Annotated in this window: 22 protein-coding genes; 3 read left to right on the top strand and 19 right to left on the bottom strand. The window is 74.4% G+C overall.

What is annotated here, in order from left to right:
* From Dvina_RS12155 to Dvina_RS12145, 3 genes are read right to left on the bottom strand one after another with little or no spacing between them, the layout of a single operon-like run.
* Complete coding sequence (locus Dvina_RS12155; protein WP_223102544.1) at positions 1-1,788, bottom strand: CHAT domain-containing protein; 1,788 nt, start codon at positions 1,786-1,788, stop codon at positions 1-3.
* Between the two features lie 4 nt (positions 1,789-1,792).
* Positions 1,793-2,647: an adhesin gene (locus Dvina_RS12150; RefSeq protein WP_223102543.1), complete on the bottom strand. Its 855-nt coding sequence runs from the start codon at positions 2,645-2,647 to the stop codon at positions 1,793-1,795.
* Positions 2,648-2,664: 17 nt separating this feature from the next.
* Positions 2,665-3,714 carry a hypothetical protein gene (locus tag Dvina_RS12145; RefSeq protein ID WP_223102542.1) on the bottom strand — a complete coding sequence of 350 codons (1,050 nt, stop codon included), beginning with the start codon at positions 3,712-3,714 and terminating at the stop codon, positions 2,665-2,667.
* Between the two features lie 282 nt (positions 3,715-3,996).
* Here Dvina_RS12145 and Dvina_RS12140 point away from each other — a divergent pair, with 282 nt between their 5' ends.
* Complete coding sequence (locus Dvina_RS12140) at positions 3,997-4,476, top strand: GNAT family N-acetyltransferase (RefSeq protein WP_246656173.1); 480 nt, start codon at positions 3,997-3,999, stop codon at positions 4,474-4,476.
* On the opposite strand, the gene alc is transcribed toward Dvina_RS12140, so the two are convergent.
* The 10 genes from alc to uraD all read right to left on the bottom strand — a co-directional run bounded on the left by alc (position 4,473) and on the right by uraD (position 14,480).
* Positions 4,473-5,429: an allantoicase gene (alc, locus tag Dvina_RS12135; protein ID WP_223102541.1), complete on the bottom strand. Its 957-nt coding sequence runs from the start codon at positions 5,427-5,429 to the stop codon at positions 4,473-4,475. The genes Dvina_RS12140 and alc overlap by 4 nt on opposite strands.
* Entirely contained in the window at positions 5,426-6,733 is a 1,308-nt protein-coding gene (gene allB / locus Dvina_RS12130; protein WP_223102540.1) for an allantoinase AllB, read from the bottom strand. Before allB ends, alc begins: the two co-directional genes overlap by 4 nt.
* Entirely contained in the window at positions 6,730-7,875 is a 1,146-nt protein-coding gene (locus Dvina_RS12125; RefSeq protein WP_223102539.1) for a DUF6986 family protein, read from the bottom strand. Before Dvina_RS12125 ends, allB begins: the two co-directional genes overlap by 4 nt.
* A 5-nt stretch (positions 7,876-7,880) precedes the next feature.
* On the bottom strand, positions 7,881-10,031 hold the full coding sequence (locus Dvina_RS12120; protein ID WP_223102538.1) for a molybdopterin cofactor-binding domain-containing protein: 2,151 nt from the start codon (positions 10,029-10,031) through the stop codon (positions 7,881-7,883).
* Positions 10,028-11,365 carry an 8-oxoguanine deaminase gene (locus Dvina_RS12115; RefSeq protein WP_223102537.1) on the bottom strand — a complete coding sequence of 446 codons (1,338 nt, stop codon included), beginning with the start codon at positions 11,363-11,365 and terminating at the stop codon, positions 10,028-10,030. The genes Dvina_RS12120 and Dvina_RS12115 overlap by 4 nt, the downstream gene beginning before the upstream one ends.
* Positions 11,362-11,820, bottom strand: coding sequence for a (2Fe-2S)-binding protein (locus Dvina_RS12110; protein ID WP_223102536.1), 459 nt, complete (start codon positions 11,818-11,820; stop codon positions 11,362-11,364). Before Dvina_RS12110 ends, Dvina_RS12115 begins: the two co-directional genes overlap by 4 nt.
* The gene (locus Dvina_RS12105; protein ID WP_223102535.1) at positions 11,811-12,662 is read right to left on the bottom strand and encodes an FAD binding domain-containing protein; all 852 of its coding nucleotides are present in this window, start codon (positions 12,660-12,662) and stop codon (positions 11,811-11,813) included. The genes Dvina_RS12110 and Dvina_RS12105 overlap by 10 nt, the downstream gene beginning before the upstream one ends.
* On the bottom strand, positions 12,650-13,507 hold the full coding sequence (pucL, locus tag Dvina_RS12100) for a factor-independent urate hydroxylase (RefSeq protein ID WP_223102534.1): 858 nt from the start codon (positions 13,505-13,507) through the stop codon (positions 12,650-12,652). The genes Dvina_RS12105 and pucL overlap by 13 nt, the downstream gene beginning before the upstream one ends.
* Positions 13,508-13,511: 4 nt before the next feature.
* On the bottom strand, positions 13,512-13,814 hold the full coding sequence (gene uraH / locus Dvina_RS12095) for a hydroxyisourate hydrolase (protein ID WP_223102533.1): 303 nt from the start codon (positions 13,812-13,814) through the stop codon (positions 13,512-13,514).
* 174 nt (positions 13,815-13,988) lie between these two features.
* Positions 13,989-14,480: a 2-oxo-4-hydroxy-4-carboxy-5-ureidoimidazoline decarboxylase gene (uraD, locus tag Dvina_RS12090; RefSeq protein ID WP_223102532.1), complete on the bottom strand. Its 492-nt coding sequence runs from the start codon at positions 14,478-14,480 to the stop codon at positions 13,989-13,991.
* Positions 14,481-14,662: 182 nt separating this feature from the next.
* On the opposite strand from uraD, the gene Dvina_RS12085 reads away from it, so the two are divergent.
* Entirely contained in the window at positions 14,663-15,943 is a 1,281-nt protein-coding gene (locus Dvina_RS12085) for an ATP-binding protein (protein WP_246656172.1), read from the top strand.
* 60 nt (positions 15,944-16,003) lie between these two features.
* Here Dvina_RS12085 and Dvina_RS12080 read toward each other — a convergent pair whose 3' ends face one another.
* Both Dvina_RS12080 and Dvina_RS12075 read right to left on the bottom strand, forming a co-directional pair.
* Positions 16,004-16,651 carry a response regulator transcription factor gene (locus tag Dvina_RS12080; protein ID WP_223102530.1) on the bottom strand — a complete coding sequence of 216 codons (648 nt, stop codon included), beginning with the start codon at positions 16,649-16,651 and terminating at the stop codon, positions 16,004-16,006.
* Positions 16,639-17,862, bottom strand: a complete 1,224-nt coding sequence (locus Dvina_RS12075; protein ID WP_223102529.1) for a sensor histidine kinase — start codon at positions 17,860-17,862, stop codon at positions 16,639-16,641. The genes Dvina_RS12080 and Dvina_RS12075 overlap by 13 nt, the downstream gene beginning before the upstream one ends.
* Positions 17,863-17,984: 122 nt before the next feature.
* Here Dvina_RS12075 and Dvina_RS12070 point away from each other — a divergent pair, with 122 nt between their 5' ends.
* Positions 17,985-18,164 (top strand): hypothetical protein, encoded by a 180-nt coding sequence (locus Dvina_RS12070; protein ID WP_223102528.1) that lies wholly within the window; start codon positions 17,985-17,987, stop codon positions 18,162-18,164.
* Here Dvina_RS12070 and Dvina_RS12065 read toward each other — a convergent pair.
* From Dvina_RS12065 to Dvina_RS12050, 4 genes are all read right to left on the bottom strand, one after another.
* Entirely contained in the window at positions 18,161-18,538 is a 378-nt protein-coding gene (locus Dvina_RS12065; protein ID WP_223102527.1) for a VOC family protein, read from the bottom strand. The genes Dvina_RS12070 and Dvina_RS12065 overlap by 4 nt on opposite strands.
* Positions 18,535-19,287 carry a GNAT family N-acetyltransferase gene (locus tag Dvina_RS12060; protein ID WP_223102526.1) on the bottom strand — a complete coding sequence of 251 codons (753 nt, stop codon included), beginning with the start codon at positions 19,285-19,287 and terminating at the stop codon, positions 18,535-18,537. The genes Dvina_RS12065 and Dvina_RS12060 overlap by 4 nt, the downstream gene beginning before the upstream one ends.
* A gap of 119 nt (positions 19,288-19,406) precedes the next feature.
* Positions 19,407-19,865, bottom strand: coding sequence for a hypothetical protein (locus Dvina_RS12055; RefSeq protein ID WP_223102525.1), 459 nt, complete (start codon positions 19,863-19,865; stop codon positions 19,407-19,409).
* A gap of 15 nt (positions 19,866-19,880) precedes the next feature.
* Entirely contained in the window at positions 19,881-20,696 is an 816-nt protein-coding gene (locus Dvina_RS12050; protein ID WP_223102524.1) for a hypothetical protein, read from the bottom strand.
* Between the last annotated feature and the right edge of the window lie 119 nt (positions 20,697-20,815).

Below are 20,815 nucleotides of genomic sequence, written 5' to 3'. Positions count from 1 at the left end.
TCAGGAACCGGTCCAATCAGGTGGTGATCCGGGCCTCTCCGCGGAGCGCAGCAGCACGGCGTCGAAGCTGTGGCCCTTCAGCGCGGCCGCGCCCCGGCCCTCCGCGAACGCGTCCGGGACCTCCAGCCCGGCCCCGAGCGCGTCGTAGAAGCCCCGCGTGAACTCGACGGCCCCCGGATCGGACAGCAGCCCCGCGGCCGCGATGGTGAACTCGGTGCCGATCGCGGCGATCCCCCCGACCGACAGCGAGTAGCACGCGTTGAGCACGGCCACCCGGACCTTGCGCCGGGCGAAGAGCTCGGCCAGGGCGCTGCTCGCCGGGACGAACGGCTGCCCGTCGTCGTCCTCGAAGACCAGCCCCTCCTCGGTGCCGTGGCCGGAGAAGTGCACGATGTCGAACGGCCCCCGCATCAGCGCCTGGCGCAGGTCGTCGATGGTGGCCGCGTTGAGGGTCACGACCTCGATCCGGTCCCGCTCGGCCGAGCGCTGGATCGCCGCGCGCAGCAGCCGGTCGTCCCGGGCGGTCAGCCGGTCGCGGGCCTCGTCGTCGCGCGGGCCGGCGCACACGAGCAGGATGCGCCGCTTCGGCCCGTCGTCCTGGGCCGCGCCCACATTCTTGATCTTGTTGTCGTTGCCGTTGACGCTGATGTAGTCGCCACCCACGTTGAACACGGTCGGCCTCCCGGCGGACGGTGCCGGTGGCAGCCGCCAGCCGGACGCCGCCTCGGCCGCGTCCATCACCTCGGCCAGCAGCCGCACACCGGGCGGGACCGGGCCGGGCAGGTGCCGCAGGTAGGCCCGGTCCCACTGGAGGTTGTCGAGCGTCGTGACGTTGTGCCAGGCGGTGCCCAGCTCGTCCGGCTCCGGCACGACGATGTGATACGCGGACTCGCCGTCGCCGTGCGGCCCGCAGATGGTCGCGGCGATCGTCGTCACGAGCGGCACCGGCAGCGGCCCGGGGGACGCGATCGTGATCCGGGTCCGGAACACCCCGGACCGGTAGCGCCACCGGGCGTCCTCGTAGAGCGGGGCCGCGTACTGCGCGAACGGGTCGGGCAGCAGCACGGCGTTGCGCCCGCCGCGCAGCGCGCCGCCCCCGGCCTGGACCGCGGTGGCCAGCCGCCGGAAGTTGCGGGCGACCTCGGCGAGCATGTCGAGGAATCCGGCGGACGGCATGTAGGGCTCCAGCCCGACGGTCAGCAGGAACGGCTGCTCCAGGCCGGCCACGCTCTGCCAGAGCGGCTCCCAGCCGGCCGCACCGCCCGCGAACCGCGGGACGGCCAGGTAGTAGGCGACGCCCGCGTCCGGCCGGGACGGCCACCCGGCCCGGATCGGCTTGCGCACCTCGACCAGGCCGGAGGGGTGCGCGGGGAACGGGTCCAGCCGGTGCCCGACCCCGGCCAGGTCGGCCACCGGCGCGGCCCGCACATGAGCCGGCAGGACGCCGAGCCGGTCCCGCAGCCGCAGGGCGGCGGCGACCGCGGCGTCGGCCGTCGGCGCCTGCACCCAGCCCAGCAGGCAGCAGCGCAGCGGCTCGCCCGGCCGGTGCAGGTAGCGCAGCTCCAGCCGGGTCCCGGCGCCCGGGTCCCACTGGCCGCCGAGCCAGGCCGCGTCGGCGCGGGCCGCCTCGGCCCGCCGCTGTGCGTCCGAGCCCTCACCCGACGTCCGATCGGGGACCGGCTGCACGTCCAGGGCGATCCACGCCCATACGACGCCGGGCCCGGCGGCGGTCAGCACCCCCGCCACCGACGCCGGGCCACTCGGTGCGAGACCGGGCAGTGCCGTCATGTCGTCAGCTCAGCCCGTGCTGGGGCCGGTTGGCGGCGTAGGCCGGGATGGCCGGGGCGGTCGCGCCCGACTCGATCGGGATCTCGTAGCCGAACGTGGCGGCGATCGGCATCTGGATGCCGTCGACGGCCGCGTCCACGCCCTCGCGCACGGCCGAGTGGACGGCCTCGCGCATCGCCCGCACCCGCTCGGTGCGCAGCATCTGGTTGATGATCCCGGTGCGGCCGAGCATGCTGCCGACGAGGTCCTTCACGAACTGGGCGATGAGGCTCGCGCCACGCCGGTTGCGCCACATCATCCAGCCGACGTAGAGCGAGGTGCCGAACGCGAAGACGGACACGTAGGCCACGTACGTCCGCTCGGTGACGATCAGCCGGTTGTTGACCGACTCGTTCAGCAGGTCGCTGCGGATCCGCCGGGCGGTGACGCCGACCGGGATGCGGCGGCGGGCCAGCGAGTGGTAGATCGCCGCGTAGGACGACTCGGCCGCGGCGGCCTTGCCCTCGATGAGCGTCTTCCACTCGGCCACCGGCTCCTGGAACTTCGCCAGCAGCAGCACCAGCCAGAACGCCACGAACCCGGCCAGGCCGCCCAGCGGCAGCATGATGCCGAAGCCCGCGAACCCGGCGGCGCTGCCGCTCGCCCCGCCGCCGATGAGGGCGAACAGCGCGAGCACGAAGAACACCATGAAGACCGTGACGCTGGCGGCCGCGGCGTAGAGCCACAGCCGGACGATCGCCTGCGCCGACACCGACTCGTCGAGCGCGAGTTCGATGCCGCGGAACTTGAGGGACTGGGTGCGGTATGCGATGTCCTCGTCGGGCGCTCCGGCCGCGCCCCACTGATCGGTGGTGGTCAACGCTCCTCCAGGTGTCGTCAGTAGCCGAGCGAGATGGTGATGGTGCCGTCGTTGCCGAGGCTCGCGTAGCCCCGAGTAGTGACCGGCACGGTGCCGGTCGCGGTCTGCGGCGCGCCGCTGGAGTCGGACCAGGTGACGGTGTAGGCCGCCGAGCCCTCGGTGGCGGTCGCGAACGCCACCTGGACCCGGCCCGAGCTGTCCGGGGTGAGCTGGACCTGCGGATACGTGGTGATCGCCCAGGTGGTCTTCTGCCCGTACGCCTTGTACGGCGCTCCCCGCAGCGGGCACTGGGAGGTGACCGGGCCGTTGATGCAGTACCGGTCCAGGTACTCCTCGACAGCGGTCTGGACGGCCTTCGGCGCCCCCGGCGCGACAGCCGGCGCCCCGAACGCGATGTCGGCCCGGGCGCCCTGGCCGTCGGACCGGACGGTCGCGGCCCGGGTGCCGCCGGCGAACAGCGCATTGCCGCTCGTCGTGCCCGTATAGACGCCCGGGAACGCCGGGGTGCCCCGGGCGAGCGCGGCCCCGTCGACGGCGACCCCGTTGACGGTGGTGGCCAGCCCGACCGGCACCTGCGCGGTAAGGGTCAGGAAGGGCCGCTCCAGCCGGTACGGCGGCTGCTCGTCAGGCGTCGCGACGACCGCGAACAGCTGCTCCACCGTCTGCCCGCCGAGCTTGTAGGTGGCCGTCACCGTCGAGTAGGGGCCGCCGCGCTCCGGCTCCTCGGTGGCCGTGACGGTGAGGCCGCCGGGGCGGTTCGCGGGGTCGGCGAGGGCGGCCGCGACGAGCAGCGGCGCGGCCCGCGGCGTATAGGACTCGCCGGAGTCGACGAGGGCCAGGGCGGCCGCCGTGTCGCCGGCGGCGAGGTGGTCGAAGTAGTCCCGGACGGCGCCGGCCGGGCTGGGTGGGGCGGGTCGCAGCACGATGAGCGCCGCCACCGCGAGGATCGCGCCGGCGGCCCCGGCCCCGAGCAGCCGGCGGGTCCGGCGGCTCAGACCGGGCCCGCCGGCGTCGAGCCGCGCGGGCTCGAACCGGTGGACCGGCCCCTCGTACGGCGTTCGTGCCATCGGGATCGCCGGTGCGATTGCTGCGGCCGGGCCGCGCACCGGGAAGGCGGCCGCACGGTTGAGGGGCGAGCCGCAGTAGGTGCAGCGGCCGGGCGCGCCGGGAGCGGCCTGGCCGCACCGCCGGCACAGTGTGGATGTGCCTGTCGAGACGCTCACGCTGTCCGCCGATCTCACGCCGGAAGATGTCGGCGGTATCTGACGGACAGCCGGCGTCACGGGGCGGACGGCTCCGCCGGGTGCCGGCCGCGCCGGGCCGCGGTGCTCCGGGTACGTTTGCCGGCTGTGGGCATTTCCGTGCGGCGCGCGACCCTGGCCGACACCGATGAGCTGATCCGGCTGCGGATCGTGATGCTGTCAGCCATGGAGGGCTCCCGGGTGCCGCCGGGTGACTGGTCCCGGCGCGCGGCGGCCGAGCTGCACCGGCGGCTGCCCGGCCCGGACGCCTCCCTCGCCGCGTTCGTGGTGGACCGGCCGGACGGGCCCGGGCTGGCCGCGTGCGCCGTGGGCACGATCGACGTGCACCTCGGCTCGCCCGGCAACCCGGACGGCTCGATCGGGTACATCTTCAATGTGGCGACGGACGAGGAGTACCGCCGCCGGGGTCTCTCGACCGCGTGCCTCGAAGCGCTGCTGGCCTGGTTCGGCGATCGGGCCGTGCCGACCGTGCGGCTGTTCGCCACGCCCGACGGGCAGTCGGTCTACGAGCGGCTGGGCTTCACCCGCGAGACGAACACCGCGATGCGGCTGAAGCTCGGCTCCTAACCGTCGGTCTCGCCCCACACCCGCAGCCGGGCCAGGCCGCCGTCCGGGTGGATGTCCAGCCGCACGTGCGTCGCCGGATGCGGCGAGTCGATGCGGTGGAAGTGCCGGGTGTCCGGCTGCAGTGGCGTCTGGGGCACCAGGTCGAACCAGGCCGTCTCGTCGCCCGGGTCGGCGGTGGCCCGCAGGGCGGCGGAGCCGGGGGCGTTGCCCTTGAAGTGGGTGGTGTCCAGCTCCACCAGCCGCACCCGGCCGGCCGCGGCCAGGCGGACGAGCACCCACTCGTTGCCGGGCTCGCGGCGGCGGGCCGTCTCCCAGCCCTCGCTCATCTGGCGGGCCCGGTCGGGCAGCAGCAGGTTGCCCGGGGAGCCGTAGAACATGTCGCTGCACCCGGCCACCACGGCCCCGAGCTCCATCGCGGCCAGGTTCACAGTCAGGCCGTGCAGCAGGGCCGGGTCGGGCGCCACGACGCCGTGCACCCGCAGCCGGGCGACGCCGCCGTCGGGGAAGATGTTGAGCCGCACGTGGGTGTGGCGGGGCCCGGGCGCGACCGGGAAGTGGTTGCGGTTGTCGCCCTTGAGCGGCGACTTCGGCACGATGGGCGTCCAGTCGGCAGCCGCCAGGTCGGCCGGCGACGGGTGGCCCGGGAGCTCGGCGGCGTCCACCGATGCGAAGGGCGGGAAGTTGCCGGTGAAGTGGGCGGTGTCGACGACCACGCCGTGGATCCGCCCGGGCGCGCCGAGCCGGACGATCGCCCAGTCGTGGCCGGGCGCGCGCCGCCGCCGCGTCTCCCAGCCGTCGTACACCTTGCCCTTCGGGCCGTAGGTCCACGTCTCGAACTGCGACGGCGCCGGGTTGACGAGGTTGTCCATGGCCGCGAAGAACTCGTCGTTGGCCGCGACCACGCCCCCGCCCAGCAGCCGCGACGCCAGGTCGGTCAGGTCGGTGAACGTCATCGGGCATCCTCCCGTTGCAGGAAACGGCCCTTCGGGGTGTCCCCGATCGGCTCGCCGCGCAGCCAGGTCGTGCGGACGGTGCCGGTGAGCTCGCGGGTGGCGTACGGGGTGACCGGGTGGCGGTGGTGCAGCGCGGCCGGGTCGACGACGAACGTCGCGGACGGGTCGAAGGCGACCAGGTCGGCGTCGGCGCCGGGGGCGATCCGGCCCTTGTGGTGCAGACCGGCCAGGTCGGCCGGGCCGAGCGCCATCCAGCGCACGACGTCGGCCAGGGTGAAGCCGCGCTCGCGGGCCGCCGTCCACACCGCGGGCAGGCCCAGCTGCAGCGAGGCGATCCCGCCCCAGGCCGCGGCGAAGTCGCCCGTGTCGCGGCGCTTGAGCTCCGGGGTCGACGGCGAGTGGTCGGAGACGATGAGTGAGATGGTGCCGTCGGCCAGGCCGCCCCAGAGCCGGTCCTGGTTGGCCGGGTCTCGGATCGGAGGGCAGCACTTGTACTCGGTCGCCCCGTCCGGCACCGCCTGCCCGTCGAGGATCAGGTAGTGGGGGCAGGTCTCCGCCGTCGCCCGGACCCCGCCGGCCTGGGCCTCCCGCAGCAGCGGCAGCGCGTCGGCGGCCGACAGGTGCAGGATGTGCACCCGCCGGGCGGTCGCGCGGGCGACCTCGAGCGCCGTCTGCACCGCCGACACCTCGGCCGCGGCCGGGCGGGAGGCCAGGAAGTCCGCGTAGGCCCGGGACGCGCGGGCGTCGTGCAGCCGCGAGGGGTCCTCCGCGTGCACGATGAACAGCGCGTCGACGGCGCCGAAGGCCTCGTGCAGCCCGGCCCGGTCGAGCGGCGGAAACTCGGGCACCCCGGAGTCGACCAGGAAGCTCTTGAAGCCGAAGACGCCGGCCTCGTGCAGCGGCCGCAGATCGTCGACGTTGCCGGGGATCGCGCCGCCCCAGAACCCGACGTCCACGAAGCACTTGTCCAGCGCGGCGGCCTGCTTCTCCCGCAGCGCGGCCACCGTCGTCGTCGGCGGCAGCGAGTTGAGCGGCATGTCGAGGATCGTCGTGACACCACCGGCGGCGGCCGCGCGGGTGGCGGTGGCGAAGCCCTCCCACTCGGTCCGGCCGGGCTCGTTCACGTGCACGTGCGTGTCCACGAGCCCGGGCAGCAGCGCGAGCGGGCCGAGGTCGGTGACCGGACCGTCCACCGTGGACTGGAAGTCGCCGACCGCGGCGATCCGCCCGTCGCGGACGGTCACGGTGGCGGCGCGCGGGCCGTCGGGGAGGTAGACCTGCCGGGAGCGCAGGGAGAATGTCACAGGGCCTCCAGCACGTCGACGGGGTGGCGGACGTCGCCGGGCCGCAGGGCGCCGCAGTGCAGGCCGCGCAGCAGGAAGCGGGCCATCGCGCGGGCCGTGGCCGGCTCGTCGAGGTGGCCGCGGACCCGGCGGCCCAGGTAGTGGCCCAGGCGGCGCGAGGCTTCGGTGACGCCGTCGCGGTAGAACTCGAACGTGGCCCCCCAGCGGGTGACCAGGTGCCCGGGGTGCAGGTCCCAGCCCTGGTAGATGCCGCGCTCCAGGCTGCGGCGGACCAGGCGGGCGTGCAGGGCCCAGGCGCGGTGGACGTCCTCGGTGGCGCCGGCCGGGATGATGTTCGTGGAGCCGTCGACGACGTCGACACCGGTGCCGGCCGCGGCGACCTGCATGACCGCCTTCGCGTGGTCGGCCACCGGGTGTTCGAGGCTCTGGTGGCCGGGGGCGATGCCGAGGGCGGTGCTGTAGTCGTAGGTGCCGTAGTGCAGGCCGGTGAGGCGCCCCTGGGAGCGGGCGATCATCTCGGGGAGTGGGCTGCGCCCGTCGGGCCCGAGGATCGCCTGCGGGGTCTCGACCTGCAGCTCGAAGTGCAGCGTGCCGTCGGGCAGGCCGTGCGCGCGCTCCAGCTGCCGGCACAGCAGGACGGCGGCCTCGGCGTAGGCGGGCGAGCCGGCCTTCGGGAACGTGATGACGAACCCCTCCGGTGGGGGTCCGAGCGCCGTGAGGAACAGGTCGATCGTGCGGGCGGCCCGCAGTACGGTCGCGGGCTCGAGGCTCTTGGAGCGCAGGCCGAAGAATGCGGGTGGCTCGCCGCGCAGGGCGCCGCCGGCCGCGGTGGCGTGGGCGTCCTCCTCCTCGTCGGGGCGGTGGCCGTAGCCGTCCTCGAAGTCGACCCGCAGGTCCTCGATCGGCGTGGTGACCAGCTTGGACAGGATCATCTCCACGATGTCGTCCGGGAACGGCGGGCGGCCGTGATCGCGGACCAGGATCCGGGCCGCGCTCGCCCACTCCCCCACGGTCGCGGTCGTGAAGTCCGCGGCCGGGACATACACCGTGTGGATCGGCCGCCGGGTGAGGGGGACGGCGGCCGGGGTGGCCGGCCCGACCCGGGCCAGCAGCTCTTCCAGATCGCGGTCGGTCAGGGCCATCGCCGTCACGTTCCTGTCAGGTGCTCGGGGCGGACGGGGACGCGGCGCAGGGCCAGGCCGGTGGCGGCGCGGATGGCGGCGACGATGGCCGGGGTGGAGGAGATGGTCGGGGGCTCGCCGATGCCGCGCAGCCCGTACGGCGCCTCCGGATCGCCGAGCTCCAGCACGTCGATGTGCATGGGCGGCACGTCGAGGATGGTCGGGATCAGGTAGTCGGTGAACGACGGGTTGCGGATCCGGCCGTCGACGAGCTGGATCTCCTCCATGACGGCGAGGCCGAGGCCCTGGGCGGTGCCGCCGGCGATCTGGCCGCGGACCGACTGCGGGTGCAGTGCCCGGCCCACGTCCTGGGCGGTGGCGATCTCGACGACCCGGACCAGGCCGAGCTCGACGTCGACGTCGACGGTGGCCCGGTGGGCGGCGAACGCGTACTGCACGTGCGCGTTGCCCTGGCCGGTCTGCGGGTCGAGCGGGAACGTCGGCTTGTGCCGCCACTCGACGGTCTCGTCGATCGGCTCGTCGCCGAGCACGCCGCCGCGGCGCTCCAGCTCCCGGAGCACGGCCGCGCAGGCGGCTTGCACCGCGCCGCCGGTGACGTAGGTCTGCCGGGACGCCGATGACGAGCCGGCGCTGCCGATCGTCGTGTCGGCGGTCGCCACCGTGACCTGCTCCACGCCGAGCTCGGTCCGCACGATCTGCGCGAGGATCGTGACCAGGCCCTGGCCGACCTCCGCGGCGGCGGTGTGCACGACCGCGGCCGGTTCGCCGCCGACCAGCTCCAGGCGGACCCGGGCGGTGGAGTAGTCGTCGAAGCCCTCGGAGAAGCCGACGTTCTTGATGCCGATCCCGTAGCCGACGCCCCGCCGCACGCCCTCGCCGTGGGTGGTGTTCGCGACGCCGCCGGGCAGTTCGCGCAGGTCGGTCGCGGCTTCGGCGGGCGGTGGGGCGTTGCGGACCCGGCGCAGCAGGTCGGCGATCGGGGCCGGGCCGCTGACGACCTGGCCGGTGGGCATGGTGTCGCCGGGCTCCAGGGCGTTGCGGGACCGGACCTCCACCGGGTCGAGGCCGAGCGCCTCGGCGAGCCGGTCCATCTGCGACTCATAGGCGAAGCACGCCTGCACGGCCCCGAAGCCGCGCATCGCGCCGCACGGCGGGTTGTTGGTGTAGACGGCGTACCCGTCGACGGTGACGCTCGGCACCCGGTAGGGGCCGACGCCGAGGGTGGTGGCGTTGGCGACGACCGCGGCCGACGTCGAGGCGTAGGCGCCGCCGTCGAGCAGGATCCGCGCCTTGACGTAGAGGAGGCGGCCGTCCTCGTCGGCGCCGTGCTCGTAGCGCAGCTTCGCCGGGTGCCGGTGGACGTGCCCGAAGAAGGACTCCTCGCGCGAGTACACCATCTTCACCGGCCGGCCGGTGTGCAGCGCCAGCATGCAGGCGTGGACCTGCATCGACACGTCCTCCCGGCCACCGAACGCGCCGCCGACCCCGGCCAGGCTGAGCCGGACCTTGTCGTGCGGCAGCCCGAGGCAGTCGGCCACCTGCCAGAGGTCGCCGTGCAGCCACTGGGTCGCGATGAACAGGTCGACGCCGCCGTCCTCGGCCGGGATCGCCAGCCCCGACTCGGGGCCGAGGAACGCCTGGTCCTGCATGCCGACCTCGTACTCGCCGGTCACCACCACCGGCGCGGTGACGTCCTGCGGGCCCTTGCGGATCGGCACGTGGCGCAGGACCTCACCGTCCTCGGCGTCGATCACCGGGGTCAGCACCTCGTACTCGACAACGATCCGGGCGGCGGCGCGGCGGGCGGTCTCGGGGTGGTCGGCGGCGACGATCGCGACCGGCTCGCCCGCGTAGCGGACCTCCCCCATGGCGAGGACCGGCTGGTCGCGGTGCTCCAGGCCGTAGTGCTTGTCGCCGCGCACGTCCTCGGCGGTCAGGACCGCGTGGACGCCGGGCAGTGCCACGGCCCCGGTGAGGTCGATGGAGACGATCCGGGCCCGCGGGTGCGGGCTGCGCAGGGTGGCGCCCCACAGCATCCGGTCGGCCCACAGGTCGGACGAGAACGCGAACTCGCCGGTGACCTTCAGCGTGCCGTCGGGGCGGATCGGTGAGGTACCGATGACACCCGCGGTCTCGCTCTTGACAGCGCTGCTCATCGCAGCTCCCCGGCCGCCCGGCCGAGTGCCTCGGCAAGGGCATGTTCATCCACAGTGGACAGCGTGCCGTCCTGCACCACCGCGCGGCCGCCCACGAGGAGCAGGGCCAGGGGTGCGGGCGGGCCCAGGACCAGGGCGGCGACCGGGTCGGCGATGCCGGCGTGGCCGAGGCCGTCGAGGCGCCAGAGGGCGATGTCGGCGAGCTTGCCCGCTTCGAGGGAGCCGAGCTCGTCGGCGCGGCCCAGGCAGCGGGCGCCGCCGATGGTGCCCAGCGCCAGGGACTCGCGGGCGGTGAGCGCCGCCGGGCCGCCGCGGAGCCGGGCCAGGTACAGGGCCTGCCGCAGCTCGGCGCCGAGCTGGCCGGCCTCCTGGGACGCGGCGCCGTCGACGCCGAGGCCGACCGGCGCCCCGGCCCTCAGCAGGTCGCGGACCGGGGCGATGCCGGCGCCGAGGCGGCCGTTGGAGCTCGGGCAGTGGGCGACGCCGGTGCCTGTCGCGCCGAGCCGGGCGATCGCGGAGTCGTCGAGGTGCACGGTGTGGGCGAGCCAGACGTCGTCACCGAGCCAGCCGAGGCTCTCCGCATACTGGACGGGGGTGCAGCCGTGGACCTCCTGGCAGTACCGCTCCTCCTCGATCGTCTCCGCGAGGTGCGTGTGCAGCCGGACCCCCTCGGCCCGGGCCAGCTCGGCCGCCTCCCGCATCAGCCGCGGCGTGACCGAGAACGGGCTGCACGGCGCGACGGCGATGCGCACCATCGCACCCGGCTTCGGGTCGTGGAACCTGTCGATGGCGTCCTTGGTCGCGGCGAGGGCGGCCTCCGTGTCCTCCACGACGGAGTCCGGCGGCAGCCCGCCGTCCTTCTCGGACAGGTCCATCGACCCGCGGCACGGGTGGAACCGCAGGCCCACCTCCCCGGCCGCCTGGATCTCGGCGGCCAGCAGGTCGCCGCCGCCGCGGGGAAACACGTAGTGGTGGTCGGTGCTCGTCGTGCAGCCGGACAGCGCGAGCTGGGCCAGGCCCGCGCCCGCGGCGGCGTGCACGATCCCGGCGTCGATGCGGGCCCAGACCGGGTACAGCTCCTTGAGCCAGCCGAAGAGGATCTCCTGCTGGGCGTAGCCGCGGGTGGCCCACTGGTAGAGGTGGTGATGGGTGTTGACGAGCCCGGGCGTGGCCAGGCAGCCGCGGCCGTCGACCCGGGTGACGTCGGCGTCGCCGCGGTATGAGCCGGAGCCGACCGCCACGATCCGGTCGCCGGACACCACGATGTGCCCGTCGGCATGCTCGGTGCCGTCCGCGTCGACCGTGGCGACCGCGCAGCCCTCGATGACGATCATCGGGCCGCCGCCAGCTTCACGGCGGCGACGATGTGCTCGTAGCCGGTGCAGCGGCACAGGTTGCCGGCCAGCGCCTCGCGGATGTCGGGGTCGCTGGGGTCGGGGTTGCGCTCCAGCAGGTCGTGCACGGCCACGATGAGACCCGGCGTGCAGAACCCGCACTGGACGGCACCGGCGCTGAGGAACGCCTGCTGGATCGGGTGCAGGCCGGCGGGGCCGGCGAGCCCCTCGACGGTCCGGACGGTGCGGCCCTCGGCCTGGCCGGCCGCGACCAGGCACGCGCACACCGGGGTGTCGTCGAGGTAGACGGTGCAGGAGCCGCACTCCCCCTGCTCGCACGCGTTCTTGGCGCCGGGCAGGCCGAGCCGCTCCCGCAGGACGTAGAGCAGGCTCTCACCCTCCCACACGTCGTCGGCGGCGACGGCCTCGCCGTTCACTGTCACGTTCACCCGCATCGCAACTCCTCCCACGCCCACCGCAAGGTCCTTGCACCGAGCACACTCAGGGCGTGCCGGCGGTAGGCGGCGCTACCCCGCACGTCGTCGATCGGCCGGGCCGCCGCGGCGACGAGCGTGCCGAACCGCGAGACAATCGCGTCGGGCAGCGGCTCCCGGGATTCCCAGGGCAGCTCGGCCGCCAGCGACTCCGCCTCCGGCGCGCGCAGCGGTGTCGGGCCGGCCGAGCCGATCCCGGTCCCGATGCTCCGCCGCACCGGGTCCAGCGCGAGCGCGAACGAGCACACCGCGATCACCATCGCGTTGCGGGTGCCGACCTTCGCGAACTGCTGCGGGCCCGGGGCCGGGGCGAGGCGGAAGCCGGCGATCAGCTCGTCGGGCGCCAGGACGCTGCGCTTCGGGCCGGTGAAGAAGTCGGCCGCGGGGACCCGCCGCACGCCGCGGCGGGAGGCAATCTCGATCTCCGCGCCGGCGGCCAGCAGCGGCGGGTGGGCGTCGCCGGCCGGCGAGGCCGAGCCGAGGTTGCCGCCCACGGTGCCGCGGTTGCGGATCTGCGGCGAGCCGACCGTCCGGGCGGCCATGGCCAGCCCGGGCAGCCGGCGGCCGAGCTCGTCGATGATCCGGCGGTACGAGACGCCGGCCCCGATCCGCAGCGCATCGCCGTCCGCGGTCCACTCGTCGAGCTCCGCGACCCGGGTCAGGTCCAGCAGCGCCGCCGGCCGGCGCCTGTCGAAGTTGAGCTCCACCATCACGTCGGTGCCGCCCGCGATCGGCACGGCGTCCGGGTGCTCCGCCTTGGCGGCGAGGGCCTCGTCCCAGGTGGAGGGTCTCAGAAAGTCCATGTGACCTCCGGCGGGATCGTGGCACCGTCGCGGCGTACGACACCCTCGATGAGGCCGTACGGACGGTCGGCGGCGTAGTAGACCTCGTTCGGGTTGTCGAGGCCGAACGGCGTCAGGTCGACGAGGAAGTGGTGCCGGTTGGGCAGCGAGAGTTTGACCTCGACGACGTCCGGGCAGCGGTCGAGCACCCGCGAGCCCATCGCGAACAGCGTCTGCTGCAGCGCATGGCTGTAGGTGTCGGCGAACGCCTCGACAAGCGCGGCCCGGGCGGGCTCGGGGTCGGTGAACCCGGTAGCGGTGCGCCAGGTGGCGTTGACGGACGTGGCCAGGATCCGGTCGCGGGTCTCGGCCAGTGTCGTGTAGCGGTCCTTGAGGTACCCGTGGAACTCGGAGTCGGTGGTCTTCAGCAGCACCAGTCCGGCGACGCCGGCGACGACCTGGGTCCCGTAGTGTCCATGGTGGACGGTCGCGGTGTGCACCTCGCCGCCCGAGCGCCGCAAGCAGTGGCGGCTGTCCACATCGATCCAGGGGTACCGCTCGATCGTCACCCTGGCCTCGTGGATCGACGGCTGCGTGGCGACGAAGTGCTCGGCCAGACGCGTCGCGAACGCCTCGATGCCGGCGATGCCGAACTGCCGGGCGAAGGCGTACACCGTGTTCTTCTGCGTGTCGGTCGGGAGCACTGCGGCGTTGTCGCCGGTGAGGTGGCTGGCGGCCAGGTCGCCGCGCAGGGCGACGCTGACGTTGAGGTCGGTCAGCCGGTCGCCGGCCCCGGTCCGCTCGACGTGGACCAGGCGGATCTCGGCCTTGCCGTACTGGTTGGGGCCGAGCTCGAAGGTCGGCATGCGCTCAGCTCCCCCGGTAGGTCGAATAGCCGAACGGGCTCAGCAGCAGCGGGACGTGGTGGTGGCGGGCGTCGGCGACGGTGAACGCGATGGCGACCTCGGGGAAGAAGGCGTCGGGCCCGAGATAGGCGGCGGTGTCGATGACGAGCCGGTAGCGGCCGGTGCCCGCGTCGTCCCAGCGCAGCCGCCCGTCCTCGTCGGTGACGCCGTCGCCGACGACTATCGCGTCGGCGGTCTCCAGGCGGATCGGCACCCCCGCGGCCGGAATGCCCCGGGCGGTGTCCAGCACGTGCGTGGACACGCTCATGCCAGCACCTCCGCAAGCTCCGGCGCCGGCCCGAGCTCCACCCTGCAACACTGTTGAGCGGCCACTCCGCTGCGCTCCGTACCGCTCATGCCGCCACCTCCGCAAGCTCCGGCGCCGGCCTGAGCTCCGAGCTGCACTGCTGATGAGCGGCCACTCCGCTGCGCTCCGTACCGCTCATGCGACCTCCGCGTCCGCCAGCCGCTCGAGCCGCAGCTCGACGATCTTGCGCAGCTCGCCGCGGACGACCACGCGCTCGGCGTCGTCGTCGTTGCGCAGGCGGCCACGGGCGGCGGCGAGGACCTCCTCGGCCGACTTGCCGGTCGCGAAGATCAGGAACAGGTGGCCGAACCGGCGCTCGTAGGCCTCGTTGACCTGGGCCAGCTCGTCCGCCGCCCCCTCCACCCCGGACTGCTCGCGGCGGGACCACGCGGCCTCGGCGCCGCCGCCCGACGGGCGCTGCCCGATCCGCGGGTGCGCCGCGAGGACCCGCTGCAGCTCGCCCCAGCCGAGCTCGTCGTACGCTGTCACACCGGCCACCACCAGGTCGGCGGCCGTCCGGTACGGCCGCGCCGCCGCCACCCGGGCCGCCCAGCCCGGCGACGCGCAGCAGGCGAGCAGGGCCGCCTCAGCGGCCTCGGGCGCGAGGCCGTTGAACCGTTCGAGCATGACACCCCTCTCGTATCCCCCGGGACGTTACTCCGGGGATGTTTCATGTCCAGACGTCTTCGCTCCAGTCGGCGATCTTGTCCAGTATCCGTAATTTGTCCGGTCCTGCGCGGCCGGAGCCGAGAAACAGCGGCCCGCGCACAACCCGGCCGGGCGGGCGATTGCGTGGCAGACTCGAACACATGGCCGAGCTTGAGCTGCGACCCGAGATCGAGGTTGTCGATGTCGGCGGGCGGGTGGTGCGGATCGTCGACGGGCACCGGCTGAGCGCCGGGGACGTGGTCGGGCACGACCTGCCCAACCGCGGCATCGAGATCGTCGTCGAGCCGGACGGATACCGGGCGCGGTGGGTGCGCGGCGCGTTCAGCCTGCCCGCGTTCGCCAAGCTGTTCGCGGGCGGGGCGGCCGGCGGGGCGCTGTTCCGGCTGCTCGGGCTGCCCGGGGCGGTCCTCGGCACGATCATCGCGATAGGCGTCGCCCGCGGCACCCGGCCGGTCCGGGCCGCGGACGTCGACGATCCGGCGGTCCACGTGCAGGAGCAGGGTCCGGATCTGGTACTGCGCTCGAGCTCCCTGGCCGCGCTCGTCCTCGCGATCATGCAGGTCATCGGCGCCGACGGGCCCGTGACGGTGAGCCCGGCGGCCGCGGTGGAGGGCGGGCCCGACGGCGTCCGGCTGGACGACGTGGGCGGACTCGAGGACGTGGTCGCCCAGTTCCGTGACGTCGCCGTGTCCTTCCGGCACCCGGAGGTCATGGCCCGCTGGGGCGCGACGCGTCCGCAGGGCATCCTGCTCTACGGGCCGCCCGGCACCGGCAAGACGATGCTGGCCCAGGCCCTGGCCAACGAGATCGGCGGCGACCTGCGCGAGATCCGCACCCCCGAGATCCTCGACAAGTGGGTCGGCAACTCGGAGAAGAACATCCAGAAGATCTTCACCGAGGCCCGCGGCCTGCGCCGGCCGACGGTGCTGCTCTTCGACGAGTTCGACTCGATCATCAGCTACACGGGGGCCGCGTTCGACGCCGCCGGGCAGATGATCAACGCGGTCGCCGGCATCTTCAAGCAGGAGATGAACACGCTCATCGAGGCCAATCCGAACGTCATCGTCGTGGCGACGACCAACTTCCCCGACCGGGTCGACGCGTCGCTCGTGCGCTCCGGGCGCTTCGATCTCAAGCTGGCGGTACCGCTGCCGGGTCCCGCCGCTCGGGCCCAGATCCTCACCAAGCAGATCCGCGCGCTCATTGCGCGGCACGAGCGGCCCGGGTTCCGGATGTTCGCCGAGGACGTCGACACCGACGCCCTGGCCGCGGCGGCGACCGGCCTGACCGGGGCCGACCTCAAGGAGGCGCTGCGCCGGGCCCAGCTCGACAAGGCCATGGGCGAGGCCCGCAGCGGCCGCACCTCCGGCCCGATCACCCAGTCCGAGCTGCTCGCCGCCGTGGCCAAGATGCGCGGGTAGCGCCGGCTGCACCCCGGCCGGCGCAGAGCCTGGACGCCGAGCCGCGGCCCGGCCGCAGCTTCAGGACGCCTCCAGGTAGTGCAGCACCGCGGCCACCCGGCGATCCGTGCGGTCGTCGGGGGCCAGCTCCAGCTTGGCGAAGATGCTGCGGATGTGCTTGTGCACGGCCCCGTCGGTGACGAACAGGCGCTCGGCGATCGCGGTGTTGCCCAGGCCCTCGGCCATCAGCGCCAGGACCTCCCGCTCCCGGGCGCTGAGGCGCTCCAGGCGGGCGTCGGGGCGGCTGCGGCTCAGCAGCTGCGCGACGACGTCGGGGTCGATCGCGGTGCCGCCGCCGGCGACCCGGTGCAGCGCCGCGAGGAACTCCTCGACCCGGCCGACGCGCTCCTTCAGCAGGTAGCCGAGCCGCGCCCCGCCCACGGCCAGCAGGTCGGTCGCGAACGCCTGCTCGACGTAGGCCGACAGCACCAGCACCGCGAGGTCGGGCATCCGCCGGCGCGCCTCGACCGCGGCCACGATGCCCTCGTCCGTATGGGTCGGGGGCATCCGCACGTCGACGATCGCCACGTCCGGCTTGTGCTCGTCGACAGCGGCCAGGAACGTCGTCGGGTTGTCCGCCGTCGCCACGACGTCGAGCGACTCGGCCCGCAGCAGCATGGCCAGGCCCTCGCGCAGCAGGGCGTCGTCCTCGGCGATCACGATCCGCACGGGATGCTCACTTTCAGGGTGGTCGGACCGCCCACGGGGCTGGTCAGATCGACGATGCCGTCATGGGCCTGGACCCGCTGCCGGATGCCGGTCAGGCCCGACCCGGCGTGCTCGTCCGCGCCGCCGTGACCGTCGTCGGTGACGGTCAGGTGCAGCCGGTCGCCGGTGCGGCGCAGGCGGAGGGTGGCGTGCTCGGCGCCGCTGTGCTTGGCGACGTTGGTGAGGGCCTCGGCCGCGACGAAGTACGCCGTCGCCTCCACCGACGCCGCGCACCGCACGGGCAGTTCGGCGTCGACGTCGACGCGCACCGCGCAGTTCGCGGCCAGCGAGCGCAGCGCGTCGGGCAGGCTGCGGTCGGTGAGCACCGGCGGCAGGATCGTCCGCACCACCGCCCGCAGGTCGGCCAGGGCCGCCTCGGCCGCGCTCTGGGCCCGCTCGAGGATCTCGTCGGCCGTCGCCGGGTCCCGCCCGACGGCCCGCCGGGCCGCGCCAAGCAGGACGCTCACCGCCACGATGCGGTTCTGGGTGCCGTCGTGCAGTGCCCGCTCGATCCGCCGCAGCTCGGTCGCGTGGGCGTCGAGCGCCGCCGCCCGGGTCGCGGTCAGCTCGGCGACCCGCAGCATCAGGTCGGTGCCGGGCGGCGGGGCCAGGAGCTTGCGCCCGGGCGCCTCCTGGGCCCGGGCCAGCACCGGCGTGCCGTAGAACAGCAGGAACAGCCACACCAGCGCCAGGGCCGACACGCCGAGCGCCCCGGTGAGCGAGTGCACCACGCCCAACCCGATCGACGCCGTGCGGCCCTCCTCCGGGACGTAGCGGTACCAGAGCGGGAACGAGCCGTCGCGCAGCACGTTCACCGGCAGCGCGATGCCGAAGACGCCGATGAACAGCCCGGCCGTGCCGTGGATCGCGGCCCAGAGCAGCTCCCGCCGGACCGTGCGGTCGGTGAACACGGCCCGCACACGGGTCGGCGCGGGCAGGTGCCCGAGCAGCTCCGGCCCGGTCCGCGACAGCCGGTCGCGCTCCCGGTCAGCCACGAGACGCAGCAGCTGTACCGCGAACGGCGCCACCACCAGCCCGATGCCGGCCGCGCTCGCGAGGAGGGTCACGACGCAGGTCAGCAGCGCGATGAACGCGAGCATGGCCGTGGCGAGCCCGCCGACGAGCCGCGCGAGCGCGTCGAGGGCGGCGCGGCCCCGGGCCGAGGAAGCCATGCGCCGAAAGTACAGCCTGCGGTACCCGGGTTGTGCAGCGCAGGGCATCGCCGGCGCGACGGCCCATTCATAGCGTTGCCGGTGTCAGCAGTTCCCGCCGCATCCGGTCCCTGGAGGCCATCATGACGAACGACCGCCGCACGACGACGCTGCTGTGGGCCGCCCTGGCCGTCGCCGCCGGGTTCAACGCCGCCCTGTCCACCGTGAACCCGATCCTGGGCGCCGTCTCCGGCGTCGCCGTCCTGGCCTGCGCCGGCGCGCTCATCATGCGCCACGTCAAGGCGCGCCGGCGGCAGTCCTAGCCCCAGACCCTGGCCGTGGCCTCGAACTCGTCGCGGTCGCCGTGGACCGGGAGCACGCACAGCAGGTGGCCGCCGGGGGCTCGCAGCACGTGGCAGTCGAGATACCGCGAGACGGGCTCGGCCCCCAGCGCCCGCAGCCGCGCCACCTCGGCGTCGAGGTCGTCGGTCTCGAAGTCGAGGTGGTAGCGCGCCTCGCCCTCGATCTGCTGCAGGGCGGCCTTGACGATCCCGCCGGCCAGGCTGGTGAACTGGGGCTCGTGCGCCTCGACGGCCGCGTCGGCCCCCAGCGCCGCCGCCCAAAACCGGGTGGCGGCGTCGCGGTCTTCCCCGGGGACGTCGATGAGGACCGCGAACAGCCGCGACCGGTGGGTCATGCGTGCACGAACGGTGTCGTCGTGGCCAGCCGCACGAACCCGAGCCGCTGCAGGATCGGCCGGCTGTCGTCGCTGGCGTCGACCTGCAGGTAGCGGTATCCGGCCCGGGCCGCCTGGGCCGCCCGGTAGGCCACCAGGGCCTTGAACACGCCGCGCCCGCGCCAGTCCTCGACGGTCCCGCCGCCCCAGAGGCTCGCGAACTGCGTACCCCGGTGCAGCTCGATGCGCCCCGCGCAGATGGGCCGGTCGCCCGCCACCGCGACCACCGCCTTCACGTCGTCGGGCCGCTCCAGCAGATGCCGCCCGATCGCCGAGTGATCGCCCTCGAACACCTCGTCGTGCACCCGCACCACCATCGCCGCCGCGTCCGCCCCGCTCACCGGCACCAGCCGCACCCCGTCCGGCAGCACGACGTCCTGCGGCAGCCCGGCGACCTCGGCCACCAGCAGCGCCTCGGGCGGGCCCGGCTCGAACCCGGCGTCCAGGAGCCGCTCGGCGAGGTCGGCCGGCTCGTCATGGGAGTACAGCTTCCACTCCCAGGGCGCCCCGGCGAACCGCCGCACCTGCTCGGCGATGACCTCGTCGGCGTCCAGCCCGCCGAGCCCGGACCACGTGATCCCGGTCCACCCGTCATCGCCACCCAGCACCCGCACGACCCCCGGCTCCCGTTCGATCACCGCACCGGGCCCCTCCTGCGGCCGCTGCCGGACCTCCCGGTCGAAGCGCGCAAGGATCTCGTCCACGTCCATATCTCCACCCGATACCCACCGACCCCCGCGACGCAACCGGTTTCCGCGACCCCGGCCTTCCGCACGCGCGGGCCCGGCGCCGGTCACTGCCCCCGGCCGCCGGCGGCGACCGGCGCCGCTCAGACGGCGATGGCGTGGGAGACCTTCCACGAGCCGGCGACCGGGACCATGGTGAGGACCACGCGGTTCTGGTCGACCTTCTCGCCGGTGATGTTGGCGTTGCGGCGGTACTGGTCGACGTACAGCAGCAGCTCCACCTGGGACGGGCTCGCGCTCACGACGCCGGTGGCGGAGACCGACGCGCGCACGATGGCCTGCTCGGCCACCGCGTTGCTCTTCAGGGCCGCGGTCGTCTGCGCGTATTCGTCGGCGAAGCCCCCCGTCGCGAACCCCTTGCCGTTGGCCACGCTGGCGTCGAAGCTGCGGTAGTCGTACGAGAAGATCGCCTGGGCCGCGGCGTTCGCGGCGGCCGTGGACTGGCGCACGGCGACGTCGCGGCGGTGGTGCTGGTCGGCGTAGTACCGGCCGGCGCCGGCCAGCCCGAGCAGGACCAGAACAACAAGCAGAAGCCGCTTCATTGGTACCTCCTCGAGTCAGCCGACGAACTGCAGCTTGGCCACCAGCCAGCGGCCGGAGTCGCGGTCCCGGGCCATGTCGACCTGGATGCGATAGTGCGACGCGCGACCCTCCGGGGCCTTGGCGTTCTTGACGGTGGCGTCGACGGCGACGAGTACCACCGCCGAATGCCGGTCCCCGGAGACCAGGGCGGCTCGGAGCACCGTGCCCTTCGAGTCGACGTTGTTCTCGACGACCGCCGCCCGGACCTGGGCCTGGCCGCGGGTGAACTCGTCGCGGAAGTCACCTGTCGCACCGGCCACGATCCGCTGGAGGTCGCGGTCGACGCTGCCGGCGCTCACCGACACGAAGTCGACGGTCGTCTGCCTCGCCGCGGCGAGCGCCTGCTGCTGGGCCTGGTCGAGCGCGCGCCCGGCGTACCACCGCTGGCCGGCCGCCGCGGCCGCCGCCACCGCCGCGCAGACCAGCAGCGCCAGGAGCACTGTCCGCAGCGACGGCCGCGCGAGCCGGCGCCGCTGCACGGGCTTCGCGAGACGGCGCCGCACCGGCTGGGCGGGCCCCCGCCGGCGCGGCGCCGCTCGCCGACGAGAACGCTTCCCGGCGTCATCCTCGTCTGGAGCAACGTCAGAAGAGGTGTCGAGCACCTCGGGCTCCTCGTCCAGATGGGCGAGGACGTGCGCAATCGTGTCCCGGCGCCGGCTCACCGGAGCCCGCCGCCGGGCCGCCGCCCGCCGCCGGACACTGCGCGGCGTGACCTCGGACGCCTCGGGCCGCCCGGACGACTCCGCACCGCCCGCCACGAGCCGCAGGCCACGCTCCTCAGACGCGGGCACGGGACCCTCCTTCACGGCCGCCACCGGCCGGCGCCGACCGCCGGCCGCACAGGTGACCGCCGCCGGCGGGACCGCTCACCGTGGCGCGGCCGCCGGCGGCGGGGGGCGCGGGTCGGCGC

Source organism: Dactylosporangium vinaceum (assembly GCF_019904175.1).
In the GTDB taxonomy this organism is placed as follows: Bacteria; Actinomycetota; Actinomycetes; order Mycobacteriales; family Micromonosporaceae; genus Dactylosporangium; species Dactylosporangium vinaceum.
The sequence above is the reverse complement of the archived record's forward strand: the minus strand, read 5'-3'. Positions and strand labels throughout refer to the sequence as shown.